The following is a 22404-nucleotide window of genomic DNA, read 5'->3' as shown; positions in this document are numbered from 1 at the left end:
CAATAATGTTTTTCTACAAAATAAAAAATGTACATATGCAATGTACATTTCTGCTTAAGCTTGTATACCTTTTCTACTCTATTTCATATATATAATATAACTTTTATAGAAAGGAGTAATCTATATGCTACAAAAAGAGAATCTATCAGATGCTATGCGTTTACTAGCTGGTTTTCTATTATCATTAAAATTATTATTTACCTCTTTCGGCATACACTTTATTACAAACGATCAAATCGACGCTATTGTTAATGTTGTTTCATTTTTATTTATTCTATACTTTGGCTACAAAAATAACTATGTAGGAAAAAAAGGAATGGAGCAAAAGAAAATACTCAAAAAACACAACCTTCACTAAAAAAGGAACCTTTTGTACAGGTTCCTTTTTATCATTGACGCACAACAACTTCATTTGTTTGCAGTGGGCCATATGATATCTCTTTATCTTGAAATGTATATGTAGCCTGAAAGAATGTTTGTTTAAGAGCTTTATCTTTATTAGCTTTTATTTTACAACGTAGTTCCACCTTCTCATTCGGTAACAAATCATCAATTCGCCATCTAACAAGCTGGAATAAAAACTCACTTATCCCCTTATCAACTTTTAAAGAATTAGGAATATAAGCAAAGTAATCTCGAATCATATGACTTACAACAACTCTCGAAATCATTTCTACTCCTTTATTTTCCACTTCAATTCGCATAATAAGTATGTCGTTTACATCGTAGGTCAATTCATACGAAAACTGTTCTGTATACATACTACCAATTTGTAATGTAACGGCTACTTGAGGAAATTCGTTTTCCTTTTTCGATCCGTCAATCCACAATACTGGTTGTAGCGGTATTGAATACTTTCCTGTATCCGAAATTCGTCCCCATATTTTCATAATATATATTCACCTCATTTCAGATGTAACATACACACAATGAATTCCCCAAATTACTAAAGCTTGCTACAAGCAATGTTTAATATTTCTCTTCCTTTTATCCTATTCGACAATATGAAGAAAAAACCATTTTTCATCTATTAACAGAAGGTGTTCTTTATGAAATTTTTTTACAATTTACTTCATTTCCTTTATAGCAATATTCAGTATGGCTCACTCGTTCTCTACTCATACGAAAGAATATTTTGACGGAAGAAAAAGTTTGCCTTATAGTCAAATTTGACTATAATATTCTTTATGGCATATCAGTGCACTTATGGAAAAGAAATTAAAATCAACTATACATTAAAATTTTTTATCCACTGCACTCAAAACTTAATATAGTTTACTTATTTCTAAAGGAGGGTTATATTTGGAAACTCAACCATTAAAAAAAGACGCCAACAAGACAAAATTTGTTGTTGCTGGTTTACTGCTTGGTATATTAATGGCCGCAATGGATAATACAATCGTTGCAACCGCAATGGCAACAATCGTTGGAGACCTAGGAGGATTTGATAAGTTTGTTTGGGTCACATCAGCTTATATGGTAGCAACAATGGCAGGGATGCCTATCTTCGGGAAACTTTCTGATATGTACGGACGGAAACGTTTTTATATTGGTGGCCTCATTCTTTTCTTATTCGGTTCTGCGCTCTGCGGAACAGCTTCAAGTATTGAGCAATTAAGTATTTATAGAGCTATTCAAGGTATCGGTGGTGGTGCCCTTATGCCTATCGCCTTCACAATTATGTACGATATCTTCCCACCAGAAAAACGCGGAAAGATGACAGGACTATTCGGTGCTGTTTTCGGGACATCTAGTGTATTCGGTCCTTTATTAGGTGCTTATATTACAGACTATATAAGTTGGCATTGGGTCTTCTATATTAATATTCCATTAGGACTTATCTCCTTTTTCTTCATTACTAAATACTACAGTGAGTCTCTAGAATTTAGAAAACAAAAAATTGATTGGGCTGGTGCTATTACACTTGTCATAAGTATCGTTTGCTTAATGTTCGCATTAGAACTTGGTGGTAAAGAATATGCCTGGAATTCTACTGTAATTATTGGCTTATTTACAACAGTAGTTATTACGCTTATTATTTTCTTCTTTGTAGAACGAAAAGCAACCGAGCCTATTATTTCGTTCCATCTATTTAAAAAACCTTTATTCGCAGCTAGTCAAGGAGTTGCCTTTTTCTATGGTGCCGCTTTTATTATCTGTACAGTTTATATTCCAATCTTCATTCAAGGCGTTCTTGGAGGTTCCGCCTCTAATGCTGGATTAATTTTAACACCAATGATGGTTGGTTCTGTAATTGGAAGTCAAACAGGAGGACAATTAGCGTCTCGAACAAGCTATCGTAACATTATGATGGTATCTGGTGTCTTCTTCGTTCTTGGTATTTATTTATTAAGTACTTTAACAATGGACACACCTCGTTTACTCGTAACACTATTTATGATTCTCGCTGGGCTTGGTGTCGGTTTCTCATTCTCAGTATTAAGTATGTCTTCTATTCACAAGTTGGAAATGCGAGACCGTGGTTCGGCGACATCAACAAACTCATTCTTCCGATCACTCGGTATGACTCTTGGTGTAACGATTTTCGGTACAATTCAAAATCATATTTTTACAGATAAACTAAACTCTGTATTCCCCCCTGAACTAGCAAAATTAGCTCCAAAAGGCGGAGACACAAGTTTCTTATTATCACCAGGCGCTACCGCAAAAATTCCTGCTGAAATATTAGCGGGTATTAAAGAAGCTCTCGCTACATCTATTGCGAATACATTCTTCTGGGCACTTATCCCGGCTGTACTAAGTATTATTTGTATTTTACTTATGGGAAATGAACGCCTCTTTACTGGCCCTAAAAAGAAAGAAAAACAAAAGCAAGTTAGTTAATATAAAAAAGAAGCGGCATATTCCTTTATGAAAAAGGATATGCCGTTTATAATATGTATAAAGTGAAACTTTAATCAGTGGGGGGTGTTCATCTCCCACTGATTATTAGCCCTCACCAATCTGGTTTTTACGGGCAGTTAATCCCCACCTAACTTCTTTGCTTCCACTGAATTTTTGGGTGGGGTCTTACTGCCCGTTAATGCGGGATAAAGTTTTTGTATACAGGAGTTGAGACAGCATGAGCATGAAATTAGTCATTCTCGGCTTGCTACTCGAAGGAGATAAACATCCATATGAAGTGCAGCATATTATGAAAGAACGACAAATGGATTGTTACATTAAATATGCTAAAGGATCACTTTATTACGCCTTCGAGCAATTAGAAAAGCAAGGTGCAATTCATATTACAAATGTAATTAGAGACACAAATCGACCGGACAAAACGATTTTTCATATAACAGAAGAAGGCAAAAAACTATTCCATACTTTACTATTAAAACAATTTGAAGCCAAAAACCAAATATATAAACCTATTTATTCAGCATTATCTTTCGCTCACTTTAGCAATGATCACGAATTAGTTCCTATTTTAGAAAAAAAGAAAAACGATACTCTTCAATATTTACATACTATGCAAACGATATATGATTGTAATAAAGGAAAGGTTCCACGTGCACAACTATATATTTTGCAAAGTGTAATTGAGCATATTACAGTTGAATTACAATGGTTAAACACCCTCCTTAAAGATGCTATAGCAGGCCGACTTTCAGAAGTTGCTATAGATGAAAATTGAGCTATGAAAGAAGACATCCCTACTTCTTTCATAGCTCAATTTCTCTTTTTATACAGTACTATTATTAATTAATTCAAAATAAAAATTCAGAATAATAAGAAATAAAAACTTTAGAATTTTCTTATTTCAAAACAGTAGACAAAATTCCAAAAATTGTGTTAGAATTTGTTTCAATATCATATCGCTTGTTAAATTCCTTTCAAAAGGAAAATAGGTACACGAAAGTTTCGTTTCGTGTTTAAAAGGGAAGCTTGGTGAAACTCCAACACGGTCCCGCCACTGTAAATGCTGAGATTTCTTTTTAGTACCACTGTGAAAACGGGAAGGTGAAAGAAATTATATGAAGCATAAGTCAGGAGACCTGCCTGTTTTAACAACACTGATAGATTCACGGATGATGATGAGGTGTTAAAACAAAAAGGAAGGCTTATTTTCTATGTCTTTGTACTTTTTGTTATAGGTATTTCCTAGTAAACGGAAATGCTTACTTTCAATTAGGGAGGAATTTAAAATGGCAATTCAAACAAGTAACTTAGGTTATCCACGTATCGGACTACAACGAGAGTGGAAAAAAACATTGGAAGCATTTTGGTCCAATAAAATCGATGAAGAACAATTTTTAACAACAATGAAAGAAATTCGCCTTCAACACGTAAAAGTACAGCAAGAAAAAGGGATTGAACTCATTCCAATTGGCGACTTTACATATTATGATCACGTTTTGGATACTGCCTATATGCTAGGATTTATTCCATCACGTTTTTCTGAGTTTACATCTTACCTTGATGTATATTTCGCAATGGCGCGTGGCTCTAAAGATCACGTAGCTTCCGAAATGACAAAATGGTTTAACACAAACTATCACTATATCGTTCCTGAATATGAAGAGGGATTACAAATCTCTTTAAAAGATAATCGTCCACTTCGCTTATACGAAGAGGCAAAACAAGAATTAGGAGTAGATGGAAAGCCTGTTATTTTAGGACCATATACTTTCTTAAAATTAGCTAAAGGCTATACACAAGAACAATTTTCTACCATTTTAAAACAGTTAGTTGTACCTTACGTACAACTGCTTTCAGAACTACATGCAGCTGGGGCACAAGCCATTCAAGTTGATGAACCGATTTTCGCTTCTTTAACGAAAGAAGAAGTTCAACAAGCAAAAGAAATTTATGAAGCTATTCGTAAAGAAGTTCCAAATGCGACTCTTCTTTTACAAACATATTTTGATAGCGTAGAAGAAAACTATGAAGAAATTATTACATTCCCGGTATCCGGTATTGGATTAGATTTCATTCATGGTAAAGAAGGCAATTTAAATGCTATTTCAAAATATGGGTTCCCAGCTGATAAAACTTTAGCTGTCGGTTGTATAGACGGCCGTAACATTTGGAGAGCTGACCTTGATGAAGTACTTACGTTATTTACAACGTTACAAAAACAAGTCCAAACGAAAGATATCATCGTTCAGCCTTCTTGTAGCTTATTGCATACACCAATCGATAAAACAGAAGAAACTCACTTATCGACTGAGCTGTTTGATGCGTTAGCATTTGCAAATCAAAAATTAGAAGAGTTAGTTCTTATTCATTCCGCTCTCACTCAAGGTACAGAAAGCATTAGTAATGAGCTGGAAACATATCGAAACGTACATCATACAATTCGTTCATCTGCTGCACGTAACCGAGAAGATGTCAAAGCAGCACGAACAGCACTAAAAGAAGAAGATTTTTCACGTCCTCTTCCATTTGAAAAACGATACGAATTACAACAAGTTGCCCTGGAGTTACCGCTATTACCAACAACGACTATTGGTAGCTTCCCGCAAACAACTGAAGTTCGTCAAACGCGAAAAGAATGGCGTAACGGTGTTATTTCAAATGAACAATATGAACAATTTATTGAAAAAGAGACAGAAAAATGGATTCGTTACCAAGAAGAAATTGGGCTTGATGTACTTGTACATGGTGAATTTGAAAGAACTGACATGGTTGAATATTTTGGTGAGCGCCTTGCTGGTTTCTCATTCACTAAAAACGGTTGGGTACAATCTTACGGTTCCCGCTGCGTAAAACCACCTGTTATTTATGGTGATGTAGCCTTTATTAACGGCATGACTATTAAGGAAACAGTTTATGCACAAAGCTTAACGGAAAAAGTTGTAAAAGGAATGTTAACCGGACCTGTTACAATTTTAAATTGGTCCTTCGTTCGAAATGATATTCCAAGAAAAGAAGTTTCGTATCAAATTGCACTAGCTCTTCGTCACGAAATTGAACTACTTGAATCTTCCGGAATTAGAGTAATCCAAGTCGATGAGCCCGCACTTCGTGAAGGAATGCCACTAAAAGAAAAAGATTGGGATGCTTATATTACATGGGCAGTACAATCCTTCCTTTTAGCAACTTCTTCTGTAGCAAATGAAACACAAATTCATACTCATATGTGTTACAGTAACTTCGAAGATATTGTTGACGCGATTCGCGCATTAGATGCAGATGTAATTTCTATCGAAACATCAAGAAGTCACGGAGAATTTATTGATACATTAAAACATACAACATATGAAAAAGGCATTGGCCTAGGTGTATATGATATTCATAGCCCACGTGTACCGAGTAAAGATGAAATGTATAAAATCGTAGAACAATCTTTAGAAGTATGTGATCCTAAATATTTCTGGATTAATCCCGATTGTGGTTTAAAAACGAGAAGAACAGAAGAAGTTATTCCAGCTTTAGAACATATGGTGCAAGCAGCGAAAGATGCTCGTTCCCTTTTAAAAACAAACGCATAACAAAAATGGGTTATCCTTTTCTCAGGATAACCCATTTTTTATTCTTTACTTTCAAAAAAGAATTCATATTGTATTTTATATAATTCATCATCCGTTGGCTCTTCAAGAGGAATTGCTTGTAATACAACTGTATACTCACCATTTGGAATAGGTATTTGAAATTTATTAGAAAGAATACTCGTTATAACGATACTTTCATTTTCAACTGTAAAAGGAACCGTAATCGTTCTAACTACTTCTTCTTTTTCAATATGTTTCCCTGGGGTCACTTTCACTTCACAAGTATAATCAGAAAGTGCTTCAAAAATAACAGTTCCATCTGCCTTAGCATAACCTCTTTCAAAATCTTCATCAGTCCAATCTACATAAGGCTGCTCACCGTCATAGTTCATCAACATTAATTGCGAATAAGAAATCGTTAACTCCATAGTTCCCCTTCTCCTTCATTATGAAATATACAACTACTACTTCACTTCAAATTTTACTCGCGTACCATCTGGGTATTTATCTAACTTATTCCCTACCCAAGAGCCTGCTCCACGGTTATCCGCCGGACTTATATATTCAATATGTGCTCCTTTTCCGCCTTCCTTGCACATCGCCATTGGCCATTCATCACGATCATACCCTTTTTTTGATGGATATGGCGCTAACGACAATTTCCTTCTATCTGCAGCACCACCACGATCGATTGTACAAACTTCTGAATGCCCTTCTTTTATAGCATCCGTAATATGTTTTCCTGTCTCTGGATAACGTTCTTTCGGAAATTCTAACACTTGATCATACGTATTCGTTTTCTTTACACTTGTTTCCTCTGGCACAAGTACTTCATAAACTGCTACTAAAATAGACAGAATTGCGATAATTGAAATGATAATACCTTTTAATTGCTTCATGTATACCTCCATGTTTCTACCAGTTTCTTTTCCTCCGTTATTATAACAAACTTCTCCTGTATATGTTTTCAGACATTATTTTAGTTATTCCTTGCCATTCCGCCAAAAATTTTCATTTTTTCACTAATGCTGTAGAAAACTAATAGCCTTCCGACATTCTTTTTCAAAGGAAGTCCTCATAAAAGATTGAAATGATATATACGATACTTTTTGGGGAGGAAATATGATGGAAGCTACCTATAAAACGAAAGATGTCACGAATAAAACAGGCATCCCAAAACATATAGTTCGCAAATATAGTCAACTGTTAGAGGAACATGGTTATATGATTTCCAAAACAGCTGATGCTCGTATTTATAAACTTGATGATTTAAAATTATTGAAATCTATACACGAAAGAGCTGCTACATTACAAGAAGATATTTCAGAAACGATACCGATTATTTTAAAAGAAAAAGAGGCCCCACCTGTACCAGTTATACAAGATAAGCAAGAGATACAAACGAAAGAAAAAGAAGATGGGCGTAACTTTGAGGAGTTCATGTTAAAACTTGAAATGCTAGCTCAATTAAATGAAGCAATTATTCATCAAAATTCTACTCTAATTACACAAAATCGTTTAAAGGATGAGAAACTAGACGAATTGATGCAACAAGTTTATGTAAAAGAAGGCTCTCAAGAAAAAATGCTTCAAGAGTTAGTCGATCACGCCGCTCAAACAGATGCACTGCAAAAAGAAAAGATGGACTTATTAATGAATCATATGTATAAACGAGAATCCAAACAGGAAGAAAAAATGAATAAACTTGTTAGTCAAATTTATAACAAAGACAGTAACCGTGATGCACAGCTTATGCAAGTTATTCGAGAAATTCAAGAAACAAAAAGAATGGTTGCTGCCTCAAAAGAGCAAAGCTTCTTTCAATCATTTAAAAGTTTATTTAGCCGAGCAAAACAAGAAAAAACAAATGAATAAACAATATAAAATAAAAAGTTACCTTTCATCGGTAACTTTTATTCCTTATTTTGTACAGCTGGTAATATAATAATTGCTTCAGTGCCTTTTCCACTTTCACTCTTATATTCCAATGTACCATTATGCGCTTGTAAAATACTAAATGTTACCATAAGTCCTAATCCTGTCCCTTTTTCTTTTAAAGAATAATATGGTTGCCCAAGCCTTGCTAACTGTTCTTTCGTCATACCAACACCACTATCTTTAACTCTTATTATGATTGTTTCATCTTTTTGAATAGCTGTTACTTTTAAATATCCTTTATTTCCTTGAATTGCTTCAATACCATTTTTAACAACATTCATAATAGCTTGCTTCAATTTTGTCTTATCACCAATCGTATAAAGACTTTCTGAAATTTCAACTTGTAAATATACACCTTGCATCGCTGCAAATGACGACATAAGAGTGGTCATTTCTATTAATTGGGCTGATAAACAAATGTGTTCTTTTTTCTCAATTTGCGGCCTTGCTAAATTTAAGTAATCTGAAATAATTTGTTCCGCCCGATCCAATTCAGCTAATACGAGACGCATATAATCCTTATTCTTCACATCTTCCGTACTTTCTAGCAATTGGATAAATCCACGAACAACAGTTAGTGGATTTCGAACTTCATGTGCCACACTTGCTGCTAACTCACTTACAATATTAAGCTTTTCTGATTTTTGCATCTCTGTACGTAGCAATGCATTCTCATTTAAATATTCAGTTAAATACACCTGGAATACCATTGTCATGACCATGATAAGCGAGGCAAATATAAATCCGCTATATATTTGCGAAATATACGGTGTAAATCCTGTTTCCAAAAGAACATTAATCATGCCTAATACTAAAGAAACAAGCACATAAAATGATGAAATCATAAATGCTAAAATTAATTTCTTATCCCTTGAAAAAAGAGACCATTTCTTTGATAAAAATAGCGGAACTATCAATAAAAATATTACTTCTAAAACTGGAAGAAAGCTCATTCCCTTTAGTAACCATTCATATGCAACAAAAATAACCGCTGGGATTAAACCAACAATCCCACCATATAAAAAACCACTGACAATTGGAATGGGGTGAAAGTTATACCCACACACATTGCCAAAACAAATAGAGTATGTCATGGAGAGAACGAGCGTAACGCTAGATAAAAACATAATAAAGTAACGATTTGGCTTCGGAGGCATTTCTTGATAGCGATTTAAACGAATCGCTTCATATAAAAATAGTGGCAAAATTATGATGGCAATTTGAATCAATAAATCACGGATAAGCTCCATAACCTCTCATCCCCTATATGTATTTTGATATGATTATATCATTTTATAGGTGTATTTGTTTTAAAATTTTGATTTTTCTTAACGTATTTGTTAATTCTTTGTTAACAACTCATAATAATTGTTACAGATTTTCGAAATGATTGTAAACCCTGTACCAAATTTCCTTCGTGCAGTATACAATGAATACGGATTACAAAGAAAATATAAAAATACTTTTTTAGACGGACAACTATAGCAAAATACAGCATATAATCCATACTATCTATGTTTACAAATAAGTGATCATTACTTTAGTAGGAGGAAGATAAATATGGCGGGTACTACGCTTGTTTTAAAAGAAGAAAATTTGGTTGTTCTAGAAAATGTTGAAAAATCAGTATATGAAGAGTTACAGCATAAAGCGGGAGAAGAAAACTGCACATGTGCTGTGAACGAATCAGTTGTTCACCTTGGCAAGGTATCCTCTGTACTCTGGAATGAAGATGAAATAGATTGGGAATACGGATATTAAAAAGTCGCTTATAGCGGCTTTTTTTCTCTTTTCTCTCTCTTTCTAAATAACATATACAAAGCGTAATCATAGAAAATATGATAAAATGAACTTAATTTTCAAACGGAAGAAAGGGAGATACAATGGAACAATTCATTAACCCTAGAGTGAAGGATATCCAAATTTCTGGAATCCGTCAATTCTCTAACATGATTCAAAACTATGGTAATTTGATTTCTTTAACAATTGGACAACCCGATTTCCCTACACCTTCTCTCGTGAAAGAAGCGGCAAAACGGGCTATTACAGAAAACTATACAAGCTATACACATAACGCTGGTTTACTAGAATTACGTAAGGCAGCTTGTAACTTCGTAAAAGATAACTACGATTTACATTACTCACCTGAAAACGAAACCATCGTTACAATCGGTGCTAGCGAAGCAATTGATGTTGCATTCCGAACGATTTTAGAGCCAGGAACAGAAGTAATTTTACCTGCTCCTATTTATCCAGGCTACGAACCTATTATTCGATTATGCGGTGCAACGCCTATTTTTGTAGATGTTCGTGAAACTGGATTTCGTTTAACAGCTGAAGCGCTTAAAAATGCTATTACAGAAAAAACAAGATGTATCGTACTACCGTATCCTTCTAACCCAACCGGTGTAACTTTATCAACAGAAGAGCTAAAAGATATTGTAGATGTTTTAAAAGATAAAAATATTTTCGTCCTTTCAGATGAAATTTATAGCGAGCTTGTATATGAACAAAAGCATACATCTATCGCTCATTTCCCAGAAATGCGTGAAAAAACAATTGTCATTAACGGTTTATCTAAATCACATTCTATGACTGGCTGGCGTGTTGGACTTTTATTTGCACCAAGTTATTTAGCAGGACACATATTAAAAGTTCATCAATACAATGTAACGTGTGCTACTTCAATCGCTCAATACGCTGCAATTGAAGCATTAACAGCAGCTAAAGACGCACCAAAAATGATGCGCCACCAATATAAAAAACGCCGTGATTACGTATATAATAGACTCACTCAAATGGGATTAACAGTTGAAAAGCCAACAGGTGCATTTTACTTATTCCCATATGTTGGTCATTTGACATCTTCATCATTTGATTTTGCACTTGATCTTGTCAAAGAAGCGGGACTAGCTGTAGTTCCTGGAACAGCATTCTCTGAATACGGTGAAGGCTACCTTCGCTTGTCCTATGCGTATAGTATCGAAACTTTAAAAGAAGGCTGCGACCGATTAGAAGCCTTTCTAATGAAAAAAGCTAAGAGTTAAACTCTTAGCTTTTTTATGCATAATGATCACAAGTTTGACGTTTTAGTAATTTATGAGGAATAATGATACACTTTGCAGTGGATTCTGCATTCTCTACTTTATCAACTAAAGCTTTTGCTGCCTCATATCCTAGCTGATAAATATTCACATCAACTGTCGAAAGTGGAGGGCTCGCAATTTCTGATAATAAAGCATTATTAAAGCTTACAATAGAAACATCTTTCGGTACAACGAATCCTTTTTTAGAAAGAGCACTTAACACACCAAGTCCAATTAAGTCATCCGTTGCCATAATTGCCGTTGGCGGTTGCTGCAGTCCCATTAATTCCTCAACAGCTTGTTGACCACTTTCCCTCGAAAAATCAAAATGTAAAATATATTCTTTTGGTAATACAATGTCTGCTAATTTCAAGGCATCACTCATACCAGCTAAACGATCTCTCGTTACAAGTAAATCTGATCCACCACCAATGAACGCGATTTGCTTATGCCCTAATGAAATTAAATATTCTGCCACTTCTCTTGCAGCTGTATAATTGTCATTATCTACATATGTAATTTCATCTTTTCGATCATATGGTTTTCCTATTAAAACAAACGGGAAATTTTGTTCATGTAAATATTGAATAATCCGATCATTCTCCCTTGAATATAAAAGAATAATGCCACCAATTTGGCGTCCCTGTACCATCTTTACGACACCATTAAAAATTTCTTCTTCCGTTTCACCTGTCGACATGTAAAGCGCATAACCTTCTACGTGTGCAAATGAACTAATCCCTCTTATAACTTCTGGGAAAAATGGATTTTGAAAAGCTTTACTTGCAGAACTTGGCATAACAAGACCAAGTGTTTTCGTCGTTTGGTTCGCAAGATTTCTCGCATTTAAATTGGGATGATACCCTAATTCACTCATCACTTTCCTAACACGGCGCTTTGTCTTTTCACTTATACTTGGATTATCAGCAATTACACGAGAAACTGTTGATGGTGCAACATTCGCTTGCTTCGCCACATCTTTAATTGTAACTGTCATAAAAATCCCCCTCCTCTCATTTCTCTGCCATTTTTCATATATTTTATCTCGCACTCATTGCAAGTCATAAACTTTCATTTCTTATATCTTGCAAAACTAATCCTATTCTCCCTCTTCATGTATTGTAAGGGATATAGCTATTTTTTCCTATACTATAATATACTATTTATTTCACTTCTTTTCACATGTGATGTCAAATCTCTTTTCATCTCCCTATAAACTTATTTATAGGGAGATGAAAAGAAAAATGGGACGTAATGTCCCATTTTTCATCCTTTTGTACCTCCAGCTGTTAAACCAGAAATAAAGTATTTTTGTAGTGATAGGAATAAAATTGAAATTGGGATCGCAATTAACACAGAACCCGCTGCAAACGTTGTAAATTCATTACCGAATTTCTTCGCAACCATTTCATATAATCCAACTGCTAAAGTATAATTTTCTGGTGTTCGCAAAATAATACTCGCTAAAATGAAATCTGTAAATGGACCAATGAAAGTAAATAACGCTACAACCGCTACGATTGGCTTTGCAAGTGGCATAATGATTTGCCAAAAAATACGAAAATGTCCTGCTCCATCCATTCGAGCTGATTCATCCAGTTCTTTCGGAATCGTATCAAAATACCCTTTCATAAGCCATGTATTCATCGGAATAGCCCCGCCTACATAAATTAAAATTAATGCAAGGTGTGTATCAATTAATCCTGTTAATTGAGCTAATACGTATAAAGCAATTAACGCTGCAAAGTTTGGAATCATTTGCAGAATTAAAAATGTTAATAAACCATTTTTTCTTCCAACAAAACGATATCTCGAAAATGCATAAGCGGTAAAACTAATTGCTAACACTGAGAAAATCATCGTTAAAACACTTACTTTTAATGTGTTTTTATACCATAGTAAGTAATTACTATTCTCTAGATCTAATAACTTACGATAATGATCTAACGTTGCATTTTGTGGAATAATACTTGATCCAGATAAACTATCACCTGGATTAAACGATGAGCCAATAATCCATAATAACGGATAGAAAATGATGGCACACATTACGAAAATAACTAAATAACTTAATGAGAGACGTAACATCTTCTGTCTTTTAATATTCATTTACATCATATCCTCTTCTTGGAATGATTTTGTTCTCTTAAATTGCCATAACGCAACTGTAATAACAATTAACGATAATATCATTGTAAGAGCTGCTGCTTTTCCGTACTGCGCTGAAGTCATCGTTAACTTATAAATCCATGAAATTAAAATATCCGTTCCACCTGCGTCTTGTCCAGCTACAGCAGGACCTCCACCATTAAATAGATAGATGATACTAAAGTTATTAAAGTTAAACGTATATTGCGTAATTAATATTGGTGCTGTTGCATATAACACAAGTGGCAATGTAATTTTACGAAACTGTTGCCAAGCTGTCGCTCCATCTACTGTAGCCGCTTCATATAATTCTCCCGGAATCGATTGCAGTATACCTGTTGTCATCGCAAAGATAAACGGGAACCCAAGCCACGTTTGAATCATAATTAAAGCAATCTTCGCCCAAAATGGATCTGTCATCCAAGCAATCTTTTCAATTCCGAATAAAGCTAATACTTGATTGTTAATCGCTCCGAATGTTTCATTAAACATACCAGAGAAAACAAGAATAGATACGAATGCTGGAACCGCCCACGGTAAAATGAAGATTGTTCGAATAATCGCCTTTCCTTTAATACCAGGCTGATTTACGATAATCGCTAAGAAAATACCAAGTGCAACTTGTAATGTTGTTGCAACGAATGTCCAAATGACAGTCCAAGAGAATACACTTACAAATGTCTCTCTCCACATCGGTAAAGTGAAAATATCAATAAAGTTTTTAAAGCCCACCCAATCTACTAATTTAGCTGGAGGAGAATGATATAAATCATAGTTTGTAAATCCAATTAAAATTACGAAGATGATTGGAAATACGACAACAAAGATAAGTAGTAGAAAACCTGGTGAAACCATTAAATAAGGAAAACCTTGATCTAACAAATTACGATATTGCTCTTTTACAGAATTTAATGCTGTTCCGCTATCACGTTTCTTTCCATTTTGGTATGCATCATATAAGTTAAATGCATATATGCCTAGCCCAAAAGCGATAACGATAAGGGCCAAGATTCCTTCTACTAATAGAAAGACAGAATGGTCACGTGGAACTTCTGTACCAAGCGTTACAATACCCCATAATCCCATATTTAATAAATCAGCAAAGGCTACAATAAAAGAACCTGTTAATACTAGAAAAATAAGACCTTTTACAAATTGTTTATTATACATTTGGCCCACGCCTGGAATGATTGATAACATGGTTGCCATTTTCCTATGCTTTGAACGGTTTAACCCATTTGCTGGTTCCATAGATGTTTGCATGTTCCTTCCCCCTTTTTTCTTCCTACATGGAAGGGAGAGAATTCGTGCCTCTCATATTAGAGGCACGAATTTCACCTTATTTTTTCTTGTTATGATTTGCCTCAATATTACCTTTAATTTGTTTCACTGCACTATCAAGCGCCGCTTTTGGTGCCTCTTTATCTGTAACAACTAATTGAAGCGCATCTCCAGCTGGTTTCCAAACTTCTTGCATTTCTGGAATGTTTGGCATTGGAATTCCATTTTCAGATTGCGTTGCAACTGCTTTTGCAGCTTCGTTATCTTTAATAATTGGATCTTCCATTACTGATTTTACTGGAGGAATTTCTTTTGTTTTCTCAAATCGAATTTTTGCGTTTTCTTCATTTGTTACCCACTCAGTGAATTTTGTAGCTAAATCATTTTGTTTAGAGAAACTTGTTACATGCCATCCTTTAACCCCAACAAACGTTTTCATTGGTTGACCATTTGGTAATTTCGGCATTGGAGCAACGCCATAATCAATCCCGTTCTTTTCCATTGCTTGGAACGCCCATGGGCCATTCATGATAGAAGCTGCTTTTCCTTCATTGAATAGTCCATCAGCAGCAGGCCCACCTGATTCACCGATAATACCTTTTGGGAATAATTTTTCCTTGTACCATTTTTGAAGATATTCAGCACCTTGTACTGCTCCACTATTATTTAATCCAACATCACTTGCATTTGGCTTTCCATCTTTTTCACCAAATACATAACCGCCCATACCTGCCATGAATGCATTAGCAAAGTAGAAGTTATCTCCTAATGCTAAAAATCCGTACTTGCCATCTTTCGTAAATTCTTTTGAGAAGTTAAACAGCTCGTCCATCGTTTCTGGCGCTTTTGGCATTAGTTTTTTATTGTAAATAAAGACTGGTGTCTCAATTGCTTTTGGTAAACCATATAATTTTCCGTTATATGTCTGTGCTTCTATTGATGAATTAGTAAATTTACTCTTTACAGCATCATCTGCTTTCACTTCAGAAAGTAAACCTTCTGTTACTGCATTTCCGATTTGATCGTGTGGCAATGTTACAACATCTGGTCCAGTCCCCGCTGGCCCATCAAGGCGTAACTTCTTCACTTGATCTGTCATTTGCATTTCAACAACTTTTACTTTTACTTTATATTTTTCCTCAAAGCTTTTCACTGCTGGTTCTAAACCAACACCTTTTTTATCATCTTCCCAAACAAGAAGATCATAGTCTTTTTTCGCTTTACTTTCCTCTTTTTTCCCTGAATCTTTCGGTCCACATGCAGATAACATACCAATAGATAATGCTGAAACCGTTAATAATGATAATGCTTTCTTCATCCCAAAAACCTCCCTAAATTGTCTATGTACCTCAGTAACTGAAAACGTTTGCATTTGATAGTTTAATTGAAGCGCAAACAATATCTCAATCTATGAAAACGTTTGCGCTATTTGTCTATCATTATACATTCTTTTATTCATTTTGCAAATATTAATTTAAAAATTATGTCATTATACTCTTTATACATTGACTTTATATAAAATGAATACTACTCTTATAAGCAATATTAAAGCTACGAGAAAGGCAATCGTTTGCAATACAGGCTTTATTATTACACTTAAGGGAATACTATGTATAGAGATATTGAAGGGGGATTTTCTATATGTTTAAAGAAGCCATTTATCATAGGCCGAAAGATAATTATGCATACGCTTATGATGAACAAACAATTCACATCCGAGTACGTACTAAGAGAGATGATATTCAAAGCGCCGATCTTATTTACGGTGATCCTTACGAATGGAAAGACGGGAAATGGATATCAGCAAGTACACCCATGAAAAAAACGGGTTCTACTGCATTATTTGATTATTGGTCCATTGCAATCGAACCAAAATTTAAGCGCTTACGTTATGGGTTTGAATTAAAATCTGAAACAGACACTCTTATTTATGCAGAGCGAGGATTCTTTTCTAGCATTCCAAATGATGATGTTGGTAACTTTTTCTGTTTTCCATTTATTCATGCAGATGATGTATTCAAAGCACCATCTTGGATTAAAGACACCATTTGGTATCAGATTTTCCCTGAGCGATTCGCTAATGGCGATAGTACGCTGAATCCAGAAAACACCCTTCCTTGGGGAAGTGCGAATCCAACTCCAACTAATTTTTTCGGCGGAGATTTTTCTGGTGTTATTCAAAACCTTGATTACCTTGTTAAGCTTGGCATTTCCGGAATATATTTCACACCTATTTTCAAAGCTCATTCAAACCATAAATATGACACAATTGACTATATGGAAATTGACCCACAATTTGGGACGAAAGAAACTTTTAAAGAGCTCGTTGAAGAATGTCATAAGCACGGTATAAAAGTAATGCTCGATGCTGTGTTTAATCATAGTGGATACTTTTTCGAGAAATTTCAAGACGTACTAGAGAATGGTGAGAAGTCCGCATATAAAGAGTGGTTCCACATTCATGAATTTCCGATTATAACCGAACCACTTCCAAATTATGATACTTTCGCCTTTACACCGTATATGCCTAAATTAAATACAGCTCATCCAGATGTAAAAGAATACTTACTTGAAGTAGGACGTTATTGGGTACGAGAATTCAATATAGATGGCTGGCGCCTTGATGTCGCCAATGAAGTCGATCATAACTTTTGGAGAGAATTCCGAACTGAAATAAAGACACTAAATCCTGAAGTATATATTTTGGGAGAAATTTGGCACGATGCCCTTCCGTGGCTACAAGGCGATCAATTTGATGCTGTCATGAGCTATCCTGTTACAAATGCTCTACTTTCTTACTTTGCTAACGATTCCATTAAAGCAAGTGAATTCATGAAGCAAATTACAGAATCTCTACATTCCTACTCTATGAATGTAAATGAAGCAGCATTTCATTTATTAGACAGCCATGATACTCCAAGAATTTTAACAACATGCAACGGAGATAAAAATAAGTTGAAATTGCTCTATGTATTCCATCTTTCTTTCATCGGCTCTCCTTGTATTTATTACGGGGATGAAATTGGTATGGATGGCGGCATGGACCCTGATTGCCGTAAATGTATGATTTGGGATACTAAAGAACAAGATCATGCATTATTTACCCATATACAAACATTGATTTTATTACGTAAACAACATAAAGCATTTGGAGGACATGGTACTTTTCAATTCATCGAAGCAAATGATGAACATAATTATATTTCTTATACGAAAACATATGAGGATGAAACTATCTTTTTCGTTTTAAACCCTACTAATAGTGAAGTTACAGTTTCACTCCCTCTTCATGTTACTGGTAAGAAAATAATTAACATTTATACAAACGAAGAATTTTCAGCGGAAGCAAGTGTATTACAAGTTACACTTCCTCCATATGGATTCTCCATATTAAAATGGTAATCCAAAAAAGCCTTATGCCAAGTTCGAAATGGCATAAGGCTTTTTCTTATTTCAATTTGAACACTATCGCTTCATACGGACGTAATGGAATGTTATCTATTGATCCGATTTCTACATCGTAATTGTGTATAAATAACTCTGATTCACTATAACTAATATCCTTAGGCATTTCAAATACACTTTCATCCGCAGTAAAGTTTGCAATGACAAGTAGTTTTTCATCTCCATATGTTCTTACATAAGCAAAAATAGAAGGGTCATTATCTAATATTAAATCATATGATCCATACACAACTATTTCATTATTTTTGCGTAGTTCAATTAATTTCTTATAGTAATAAAAAATTGAACCTTCATCTTGGATTGCTTGTTTCACATTAATCTCTTTATAGTTAGGATTTACAGTAATCCAAGGTTCACCTTTTGTAAATCCAGCGTGATTCTGATCATTCCACTGCATCGGAGTTCTAGCATTATCACGACCCTTTATATAAATAGATTCCATTACTTTTTCTATATCTTCACCATGGTCTATCACTTTTTCTTTATACATATTTAACGTTTCAATATCTCGATATTCATCAATTGATTGGAATCGAACGTTCGTCATTCCAATTTCCTCTCCTTGATAAATATATGGCGTTCCTTTCATCATATGAAGAACTGTCGCTAACATTTTTGCTGATTCAATGCGATACATTCCATCATTACCAAAACGAGATACAACGCGAGGCTGATCATGATTATTCCAATAAAGGCTATTCCATCCGGTATGCTCTAATGCTTTTTGCCACTTTGTTAAATTCTCTTTTAAAGTAAGAAGTGAGCATGGTTTTACATCCCACTTTCCACCTTCTCCTGAATCTAAATCCATATGTTCAAATTGGAATACCATTTGCAACTCTTTTCGTTCTTCTCCAGTATACAATTTCGCTTCTTCTGTCGTTACACCAGGCATTTCACCAACCGTCATAATATCATAATGCGATAATACTTCCTCATTCATTTCATGTAAATATTTATGAATGTTTGGACCGTTCATAAAATGCTTATGACCTGAAACATACCCCTCTTCTTCTGTTTCAACAGCTGGTAATCCCTCTTCTTTAGAAATAAAATTAATAACATCCATACGGAAGCCATCAATTCCTTTTTCTAACCAAAACTTCATCATTTCATAAACATCTTGTCTTACCTTTTCATTATCCCAATTTAAATCTGGCTGTTTTTTAGAAAACAGATGTAAATAATATTCATCCGTCATTTCATCATACTGCCATGCAGATCCACTAAAAGCAGCTCCCCAGTTGTTCGGTTCTTTCCCTTCTTTTCCAGGGCGCCATATATAGTAATCTCTATATTTATTATCTTTTGATTTACGTGATTCAATAAACCAATTATGTTCATCCGAAGTATGATTAACAACTAAGTCCATCATAAGTTTCATATTACGTTCATGCATTTCATATAATAGCTCATCCCAATCTTCCATTGTTCCGAACTCGTTCATAATTTTACAATAATCGCTTATATCATAACCATTATCATCATTTGGAGATTCATAGACTGGTGATAACCAAATCACATCAATCCCTAACTCTTTTAAGTAATCTAGCTTTGAAATAATCCCTTGAAGATCTCCTATACCATCACCATTACTATCCATAAAGCTACGAGGATAAATTTGATATACTACACTTTCTTTCCACCATTGTTTTTCCATTATGCTACCCCATTTCATTCATCATTCATTTTTCTCTTTTTTAAGGCGCAAACGTTTTCATTAATGAATGATAACAGATTCTATCTCAATTTAAAATAGCGCTTACAATTTTTATTGTTCTTTTTCTAAGAAAACATATGAAAACCACTAATAAATCTCCAATAAATGAAAACGTTTTATTTTTTTATTTATTTTTTGAATCTATTCGTTTATAATGAACTCAAAGAAAACGTTTGCATAATTATTTCTAGGGGGAAATACCATGGCAGAACTTAAATTAGAAAACATTTATAAAATATATGATAATAACGTAACAGCTGTAACTGATTTTAATTTACACATTCAAGATAAAGAATTTATTGTATTTGTCGGTCCTTCTGGATGCGGAAAATCTACAACATTACGAATGGTAGCTGGACTTGAAGATATTTCAAAAGGCGAGTTTTCAATTGATGGTAAACTAATGAATGATGTTCCTCCAAAAGATCGAGATATCGCTATGGTATTCCAAAACTACGCTCTTTATCCACATATGAGTGTATATGATAATATGGCATTTGGATTAAAACTTCGAAAAATACCAAAAGATGAAATCGATCGTCGTGTGAAAGATGCAGCAAAAATTTTAGGACTTGAACAATATTTAGATAGAAAACCGAAAGCATTATCAGGTGGACAGCGCCAACGTGTTGCGTTAGGTAGAGCAATCGTTCGAGATGCAAAAGTTTTCTTAATGGATGAACCATTATCAAACTTAGATGCTAAACTCCGTGTTGCAATGCGCTCAGAAATTTCTAAGCTACATCATCGCCTTGGAACAACAACAATTTATGTAACACATGACCAAACAGAAGCAATGACTATGGCTTCGCGTCTTGTCGTTATGAAGGATGGAAAAATCCAACAAATTGGAACTCCAAAAGAAGTATACGAAACGCCAGAAAACATTTTCGTGGGTGGATTTATCGGCTCACCAGCGATGAATTTCTTCCTTGGTAAATTGACTGAAACCGATTTCGTTATAGACAATACTATAAAAATTAAAGTATCTGAAGGAAAAATGAAGATGCTACGTGAACAAGGCTATGTAAATAAGGAAATTGTTTTAGGTATTCGCCCCGAAGACATTCATGATGAACTACTATTTTTAGAAGCTTCGCAATCTACTGCCTTCACAACAAAAATTGAAGTCGCTGAATTATTAGGTGCTGAATCCATTTTATATATGAAACTTGGAAATCAAGATTTTGCAGCACGTGTAGATGCAAGACATACATTTTCACCTGGTGATCAAATTAAATTAGCATTTGATATGAATAAAGCACATTTCTTTGATAACCAAACTGAACAACGTATTCGCTAAAAAATTTATCTTTACTATACACATACAAAAAAACCGTCCACATATATTGAGGGCGGTTTTTATTATTATACTAGGGCTTCTACTGTATGAAATGATTGTCCTTTTGTGCTAATAATACCGAAAATCGGTAAATCACTAAGCACCACTTCTTCTTGCTGTTTCATAAAAGATGACGTTAATTGTTTTATCTCTATCCAAACGTCATTAATACAAAGTACATTGGAATCGTTCTCTTGTTGGCGAGAAAAAATAGAATCTATTTTATATAAACCTGCATTTTGAAAAAGCATATCAATGCGACTGAATGCATTCAAAGTAATGCTAATAACGCGTTGCCAATCTCCTTGCTTTCCCATATCATAGGATACAAAAAGTGCCTCTCCGCCTAGATTCATAATTTCCTCCACTGTTGCTTGTCCACTCTCTTGATCAATGTCCGTCACAATAACTTTTGCGCCTTGTTTAGCCAACAAAAGAGCTGTATTACGTCCAATACCGATGCCACCGCCAGTTACGATAGCAACTTTTCCTGCAAGCTTCATTTTCATTACCCCTTCTATAAGTCTTACCGTCATTCAGTATACTCCTTTATAAGATTAATCTGCAAGCAAGAAAATTGCTATCTCATTTGTAAACGTTTACTTTTTATCCTTCTTTTTTCTTATTATTACGCTGGTCGAAAACTAAACCGATGAAAATTAAAATCCCCCAAAAGATTACACTACCTCCAGTCATTTTAATCTCCCCCTTATTATATAAAGTGAAATTTTAATCAGCCCCAATATGGCGGAATAAAGATATTATTTTTAATCATTATATCATTTTCTTAATTTTCAATCTATTATAAATAGAATTAACACATTTTAGCTTTTCCTTACTGTAAACATTCCCCATATACTTATAAAATCAAAAAGACCCTTTTATATATAAAAAGGTCTTTTTTTCATTATACAAGACTTATTACTTTCGTTTTTGTAATTAAATCCTGAAAACCACAATTATCTTTGCGGAACAACATCATAT

Annotated in this window: 20 protein-coding genes, 1 pseudogene and 1 riboswitch; of the genes and pseudogenes, 9 read left to right on the top strand and 12 right to left on the bottom strand. The window is 34.4% G+C overall.

The annotated features are described in order from the left end of the window. The first annotated feature begins 124 nt into the window (after positions 1-124). Positions 125-358, top strand: coding sequence for an SPP1 phage holin family protein (locus GBN78_RS21860; RefSeq protein ID WP_000939448.1), 234 nt, complete (start codon positions 125-127; stop codon positions 356-358). Positions 359-389: 31 nt separating this feature from the next. On the opposite strand, the gene GBN78_RS21855 is transcribed toward GBN78_RS21860, so the two are convergent. Continuing rightward, positions 390-890, bottom strand: a complete 501-nt coding sequence (locus GBN78_RS21855) for a hypothetical protein (RefSeq protein WP_000708120.1) — start codon at positions 888-890, stop codon at positions 390-392. Positions 891-1302: 412 nt separating this feature from the next. Between GBN78_RS21855 and GBN78_RS21850 the strand changes: the two genes are divergently transcribed. From GBN78_RS21850 to metE, 3 genes are all read left to right on the top strand, one after another. Continuing rightward, positions 1303-2844 (top strand): MDR family MFS transporter, encoded by a 1542-nt coding sequence (locus tag GBN78_RS21850; RefSeq protein ID WP_000449901.1) that lies wholly within the window; start codon positions 1303-1305, stop codon positions 2842-2844. 238 nt (positions 2845-3082) lie between these two features. Continuing rightward, a complete protein-coding gene (locus tag GBN78_RS21845) occupies positions 3083-3640 on the top strand; it encodes a PadR family transcriptional regulator (protein ID WP_000062063.1) in 558 nt (185 codons plus the stop codon). A gap of 195 nt (positions 3641-3835) precedes the next feature. Then, a riboswitch (cobalamin riboswitch) is annotated at positions 3836-4023 on the top strand. 128 nt (positions 4024-4151) lie between these two features. After that, positions 4152-6440 carry a 5-methyltetrahydropteroyltriglutamate--homocysteine S-methyltransferase gene (gene metE / locus GBN78_RS21840; protein WP_001007613.1) on the top strand — a complete coding sequence of 763 codons (2289 nt, stop codon included), beginning with the start codon at positions 4152-4154 and terminating at the stop codon, positions 6438-6440. 38 nt (positions 6441-6478) lie between these two features. Here metE and comJ read toward each other — a convergent pair whose 3' ends face one another. Continuing rightward, complete coding sequence (gene comJ / locus GBN78_RS21835; protein ID WP_000424030.1) at positions 6479-6868, bottom strand: competence protein ComJ; 390 nt, start codon at positions 6866-6868, stop codon at positions 6479-6481. 36 nt (positions 6869-6904) lie between these two features. Beyond that, a complete protein-coding gene (gene nucA, locus GBN78_RS21830) occupies positions 6905-7339 on the bottom strand; it encodes a DNA-entry nuclease (protein ID WP_000811494.1) in 435 nt (144 codons plus the stop codon). A gap of 226 nt (positions 7340-7565) precedes the next feature. Between nucA and GBN78_RS21825 the strand changes: the two genes are divergently transcribed. Next, the gene (locus GBN78_RS21825; protein WP_000388471.1) at positions 7566-8315 is read left to right on the top strand and encodes a DUF3967 domain-containing protein; all 750 of its coding nucleotides are present in this window, start codon (positions 7566-7568) and stop codon (positions 8313-8315) included. A gap of 38 nt (positions 8316-8353) precedes the next feature. On the opposite strand, the gene kinB is transcribed toward GBN78_RS21825, so the two are convergent. Further along, on the bottom strand, positions 8354-9628 hold the full coding sequence (gene kinB, locus GBN78_RS21820; RefSeq protein WP_000420369.1) for a sporulation sensor histidine kinase KinB: 1275 nt from the start codon (positions 9626-9628) through the stop codon (positions 8354-8356). A gap of 310 nt (positions 9629-9938) precedes the next feature. Between kinB and GBN78_RS21815 the strand changes: the two genes are divergently transcribed. Both GBN78_RS21815 and GBN78_RS21810 read left to right on the top strand, forming a co-directional pair. Then, the gene (locus GBN78_RS21815) at positions 9939-10139 is read left to right on the top strand and encodes a hypothetical protein (protein WP_000929280.1); all 201 of its coding nucleotides are present in this window, start codon (positions 9939-9941) and stop codon (positions 10137-10139) included. A 122-nt stretch (positions 10140-10261) separates the two neighbouring features. After that, a complete protein-coding gene (locus GBN78_RS21810; RefSeq protein WP_000434600.1) occupies positions 10262-11425 on the top strand; it encodes an aminotransferase A in 1164 nt (387 codons plus the stop codon). Between the two features lie 13 nt (positions 11426-11438). On the opposite strand, the gene malR is transcribed toward GBN78_RS21810, so the two are convergent. The 4 genes from malR to GBN78_RS21790 all read right to left on the bottom strand — a co-directional run bounded on the left by malR (position 11439) and on the right by GBN78_RS21790 (position 16211). Then, a complete protein-coding gene (malR, locus tag GBN78_RS21805; protein WP_000219053.1) occupies positions 11439-12461 on the bottom strand; it encodes a maltose operon transcriptional repressor MalR in 1023 nt (340 codons plus the stop codon). A gap of 269 nt (positions 12462-12730) precedes the next feature. Further along, positions 12731-13573 carry a maltosaccharide ABC transporter permease MalD gene (malD, locus tag GBN78_RS21800; protein ID WP_001022608.1) on the bottom strand — a complete coding sequence of 281 codons (843 nt, stop codon included), beginning with the start codon at positions 13571-13573 and terminating at the stop codon, positions 12731-12733. Next, complete coding sequence (gene malC / locus GBN78_RS21795) at positions 13574-14875, bottom strand: maltosaccharide ABC transporter permease MalC (protein ID WP_030027745.1); 1302 nt, start codon at positions 14873-14875, stop codon at positions 13574-13576. A 76-nt stretch (positions 14876-14951) separates the two neighbouring features. After that, on the bottom strand, positions 14952-16211 hold the full coding sequence (locus GBN78_RS21790; RefSeq protein ID WP_000709923.1) for an extracellular solute-binding protein: 1260 nt from the start codon (positions 16209-16211) through the stop codon (positions 14952-14954). 323 nt (positions 16212-16534) lie between these two features. Between GBN78_RS21790 and GBN78_RS21785 the strand changes: the two genes are divergently transcribed. Then, the gene (locus GBN78_RS21785) at positions 16535-18295 is read left to right on the top strand and encodes an alpha-glycosidase (protein ID WP_000471776.1); all 1761 of its coding nucleotides are present in this window, start codon (positions 16535-16537) and stop codon (positions 18293-18295) included. Positions 18296-18341: 46 nt separating this feature from the next. Here GBN78_RS21785 and malL read toward each other — a convergent pair whose 3' ends face one another. Beyond that, positions 18342-20018 carry an oligo-1,6-glucosidase gene (gene malL, locus GBN78_RS21780; protein WP_000415182.1) on the bottom strand — a complete coding sequence of 559 codons (1677 nt, stop codon included), beginning with the start codon at positions 20016-20018 and terminating at the stop codon, positions 18342-18344. A gap of 262 nt (positions 20019-20280) precedes the next feature. Between malL and GBN78_RS21775 the strand changes: the two genes are divergently transcribed. Continuing rightward, positions 20281-21381, top strand: coding sequence for an ABC transporter ATP-binding protein (locus GBN78_RS21775; RefSeq protein ID WP_152127705.1), 1101 nt, complete (start codon positions 20281-20283; stop codon positions 21379-21381). A gap of 65 nt (positions 21382-21446) precedes the next feature. Here the strand turns inward: GBN78_RS21775 and GBN78_RS21770 are convergent, their stop codons facing one another. The 3 genes and pseudogenes from GBN78_RS21770 to GBN78_RS21760 all read right to left on the bottom strand — a co-directional run. Further along, complete coding sequence (locus GBN78_RS21770) at positions 21447-21956, bottom strand: SDR family NAD(P)-dependent oxidoreductase (protein ID WP_000218410.1); 510 nt, start codon at positions 21954-21956, stop codon at positions 21447-21449. A gap of 70 nt (positions 21957-22026) precedes the next feature. Next, the gene (locus GBN78_RS21765) at positions 22027-22116 is read right to left on the bottom strand and encodes a hypothetical protein (RefSeq protein WP_000145650.1); all 90 of its coding nucleotides are present in this window, start codon (positions 22114-22116) and stop codon (positions 22027-22029) included. Positions 22117-22327: 211 nt separating this feature from the next. Next, positions 22328-22404, bottom strand: a pseudogene (locus GBN78_RS21760) (RDD family protein); the annotation flags it as partial.

Origin of the sequence: Bacillus sp. B2-WWTP-C-10-Post-4 (assembly GCF_009183805.1) — a bacterium.
Taxonomy (GTDB): Bacteria; Bacillota; Bacilli; order Bacillales; family Bacillaceae_G; genus Bacillus_A; species Bacillus_A cereus.
Note: the sequence above shows the minus strand (reverse complement) of the source record. Positions and strands in the feature narration are given on the sequence as shown.

Excerpts from the sequence above, each read along its gene's own strand:
- GBN78_RS21860 (WP_000939448.1), top strand. The coding sequence starts at position 125 with ATGCTACAAAAAGAGAATCTATCAGATGCTATGCGTTTACTAGCTGGT.
- GBN78_RS21855 (WP_000708120.1), bottom strand. The coding sequence starts at position 890 with ATGAAAATATGGGGACGAATTTCGGATACAGGAAAGTATTCAATACCG.
- GBN78_RS21845 (WP_000062063.1), top strand. The coding sequence starts at position 3,083 with ATGAGCATGAAATTAGTCATTCTCGGCTTGCTACTCGAAGGAGATAAA.
- metE (WP_001007613.1), top strand. The coding sequence starts at position 4,152 with ATGGCAATTCAAACAAGTAACTTAGGTTATCCACGTATCGGACTACAA.
- comJ (WP_000424030.1), bottom strand. The coding sequence starts at position 6,868 with ATGGAGTTAACGATTTCTTATTCGCAATTAATGTTGATGAACTATGAC.
- nucA (WP_000811494.1), bottom strand. The coding sequence starts at position 7,339 with ATGAAGCAATTAAAAGGTATTATCATTTCAATTATCGCAATTCTGTCT.
- GBN78_RS21825 (WP_000388471.1), top strand. The coding sequence starts at position 7,566 with ATGGAAGCTACCTATAAAACGAAAGATGTCACGAATAAAACAGGCATC.
- kinB (WP_000420369.1), bottom strand. The coding sequence starts at position 9,628 with ATGGAGCTTATCCGTGATTTATTGATTCAAATTGCCATCATAATTTTG.
- GBN78_RS21815 (WP_000929280.1), top strand. The coding sequence starts at position 9,939 with ATGGCGGGTACTACGCTTGTTTTAAAAGAAGAAAATTTGGTTGTTCTA.
- GBN78_RS21810 (WP_000434600.1), top strand. The coding sequence starts at position 10,262 with ATGGAACAATTCATTAACCCTAGAGTGAAGGATATCCAAATTTCTGGA.
- malR (WP_000219053.1), bottom strand. The coding sequence starts at position 12,461 with ATGACAGTTACAATTAAAGATGTGGCGAAGCAAGCGAATGTTGCACCA.
- malD (WP_001022608.1), bottom strand. The coding sequence starts at position 13,573 with ATGAATATTAAAAGACAGAAGATGTTACGTCTCTCATTAAGTTATTTA.
- malC (WP_030027745.1), bottom strand. The coding sequence starts at position 14,875 with ATGCAAACATCTATGGAACCAGCAAATGGGTTAAACCGTTCAAAGCAT.
- GBN78_RS21790 (WP_000709923.1), bottom strand. The coding sequence starts at position 16,211 with ATGAAGAAAGCATTATCATTATTAACGGTTTCAGCATTATCTATTGGT.
- GBN78_RS21785 (WP_000471776.1), top strand. The coding sequence starts at position 16,535 with ATGTTTAAAGAAGCCATTTATCATAGGCCGAAAGATAATTATGCATAC.
- malL (WP_000415182.1), bottom strand. The coding sequence starts at position 20,018 with ATGGAAAAACAATGGTGGAAAGAAAGTGTAGTATATCAAATTTATCCT.
- GBN78_RS21775 (WP_152127705.1), top strand. The coding sequence starts at position 20,281 with ATGGCAGAACTTAAATTAGAAAACATTTATAAAATATATGATAATAAC.
- GBN78_RS21770 (WP_000218410.1), bottom strand. The coding sequence starts at position 21,956 with ATGACGGTAAGACTTATAGAAGGGGTAATGAAAATGAAGCTTGCAGGA.
- GBN78_RS21765 (WP_000145650.1), bottom strand. The coding sequence starts at position 22,116 with ATGACTGGAGGTAGTGTAATCTTTTGGGGGATTTTAATTTTCATCGGT.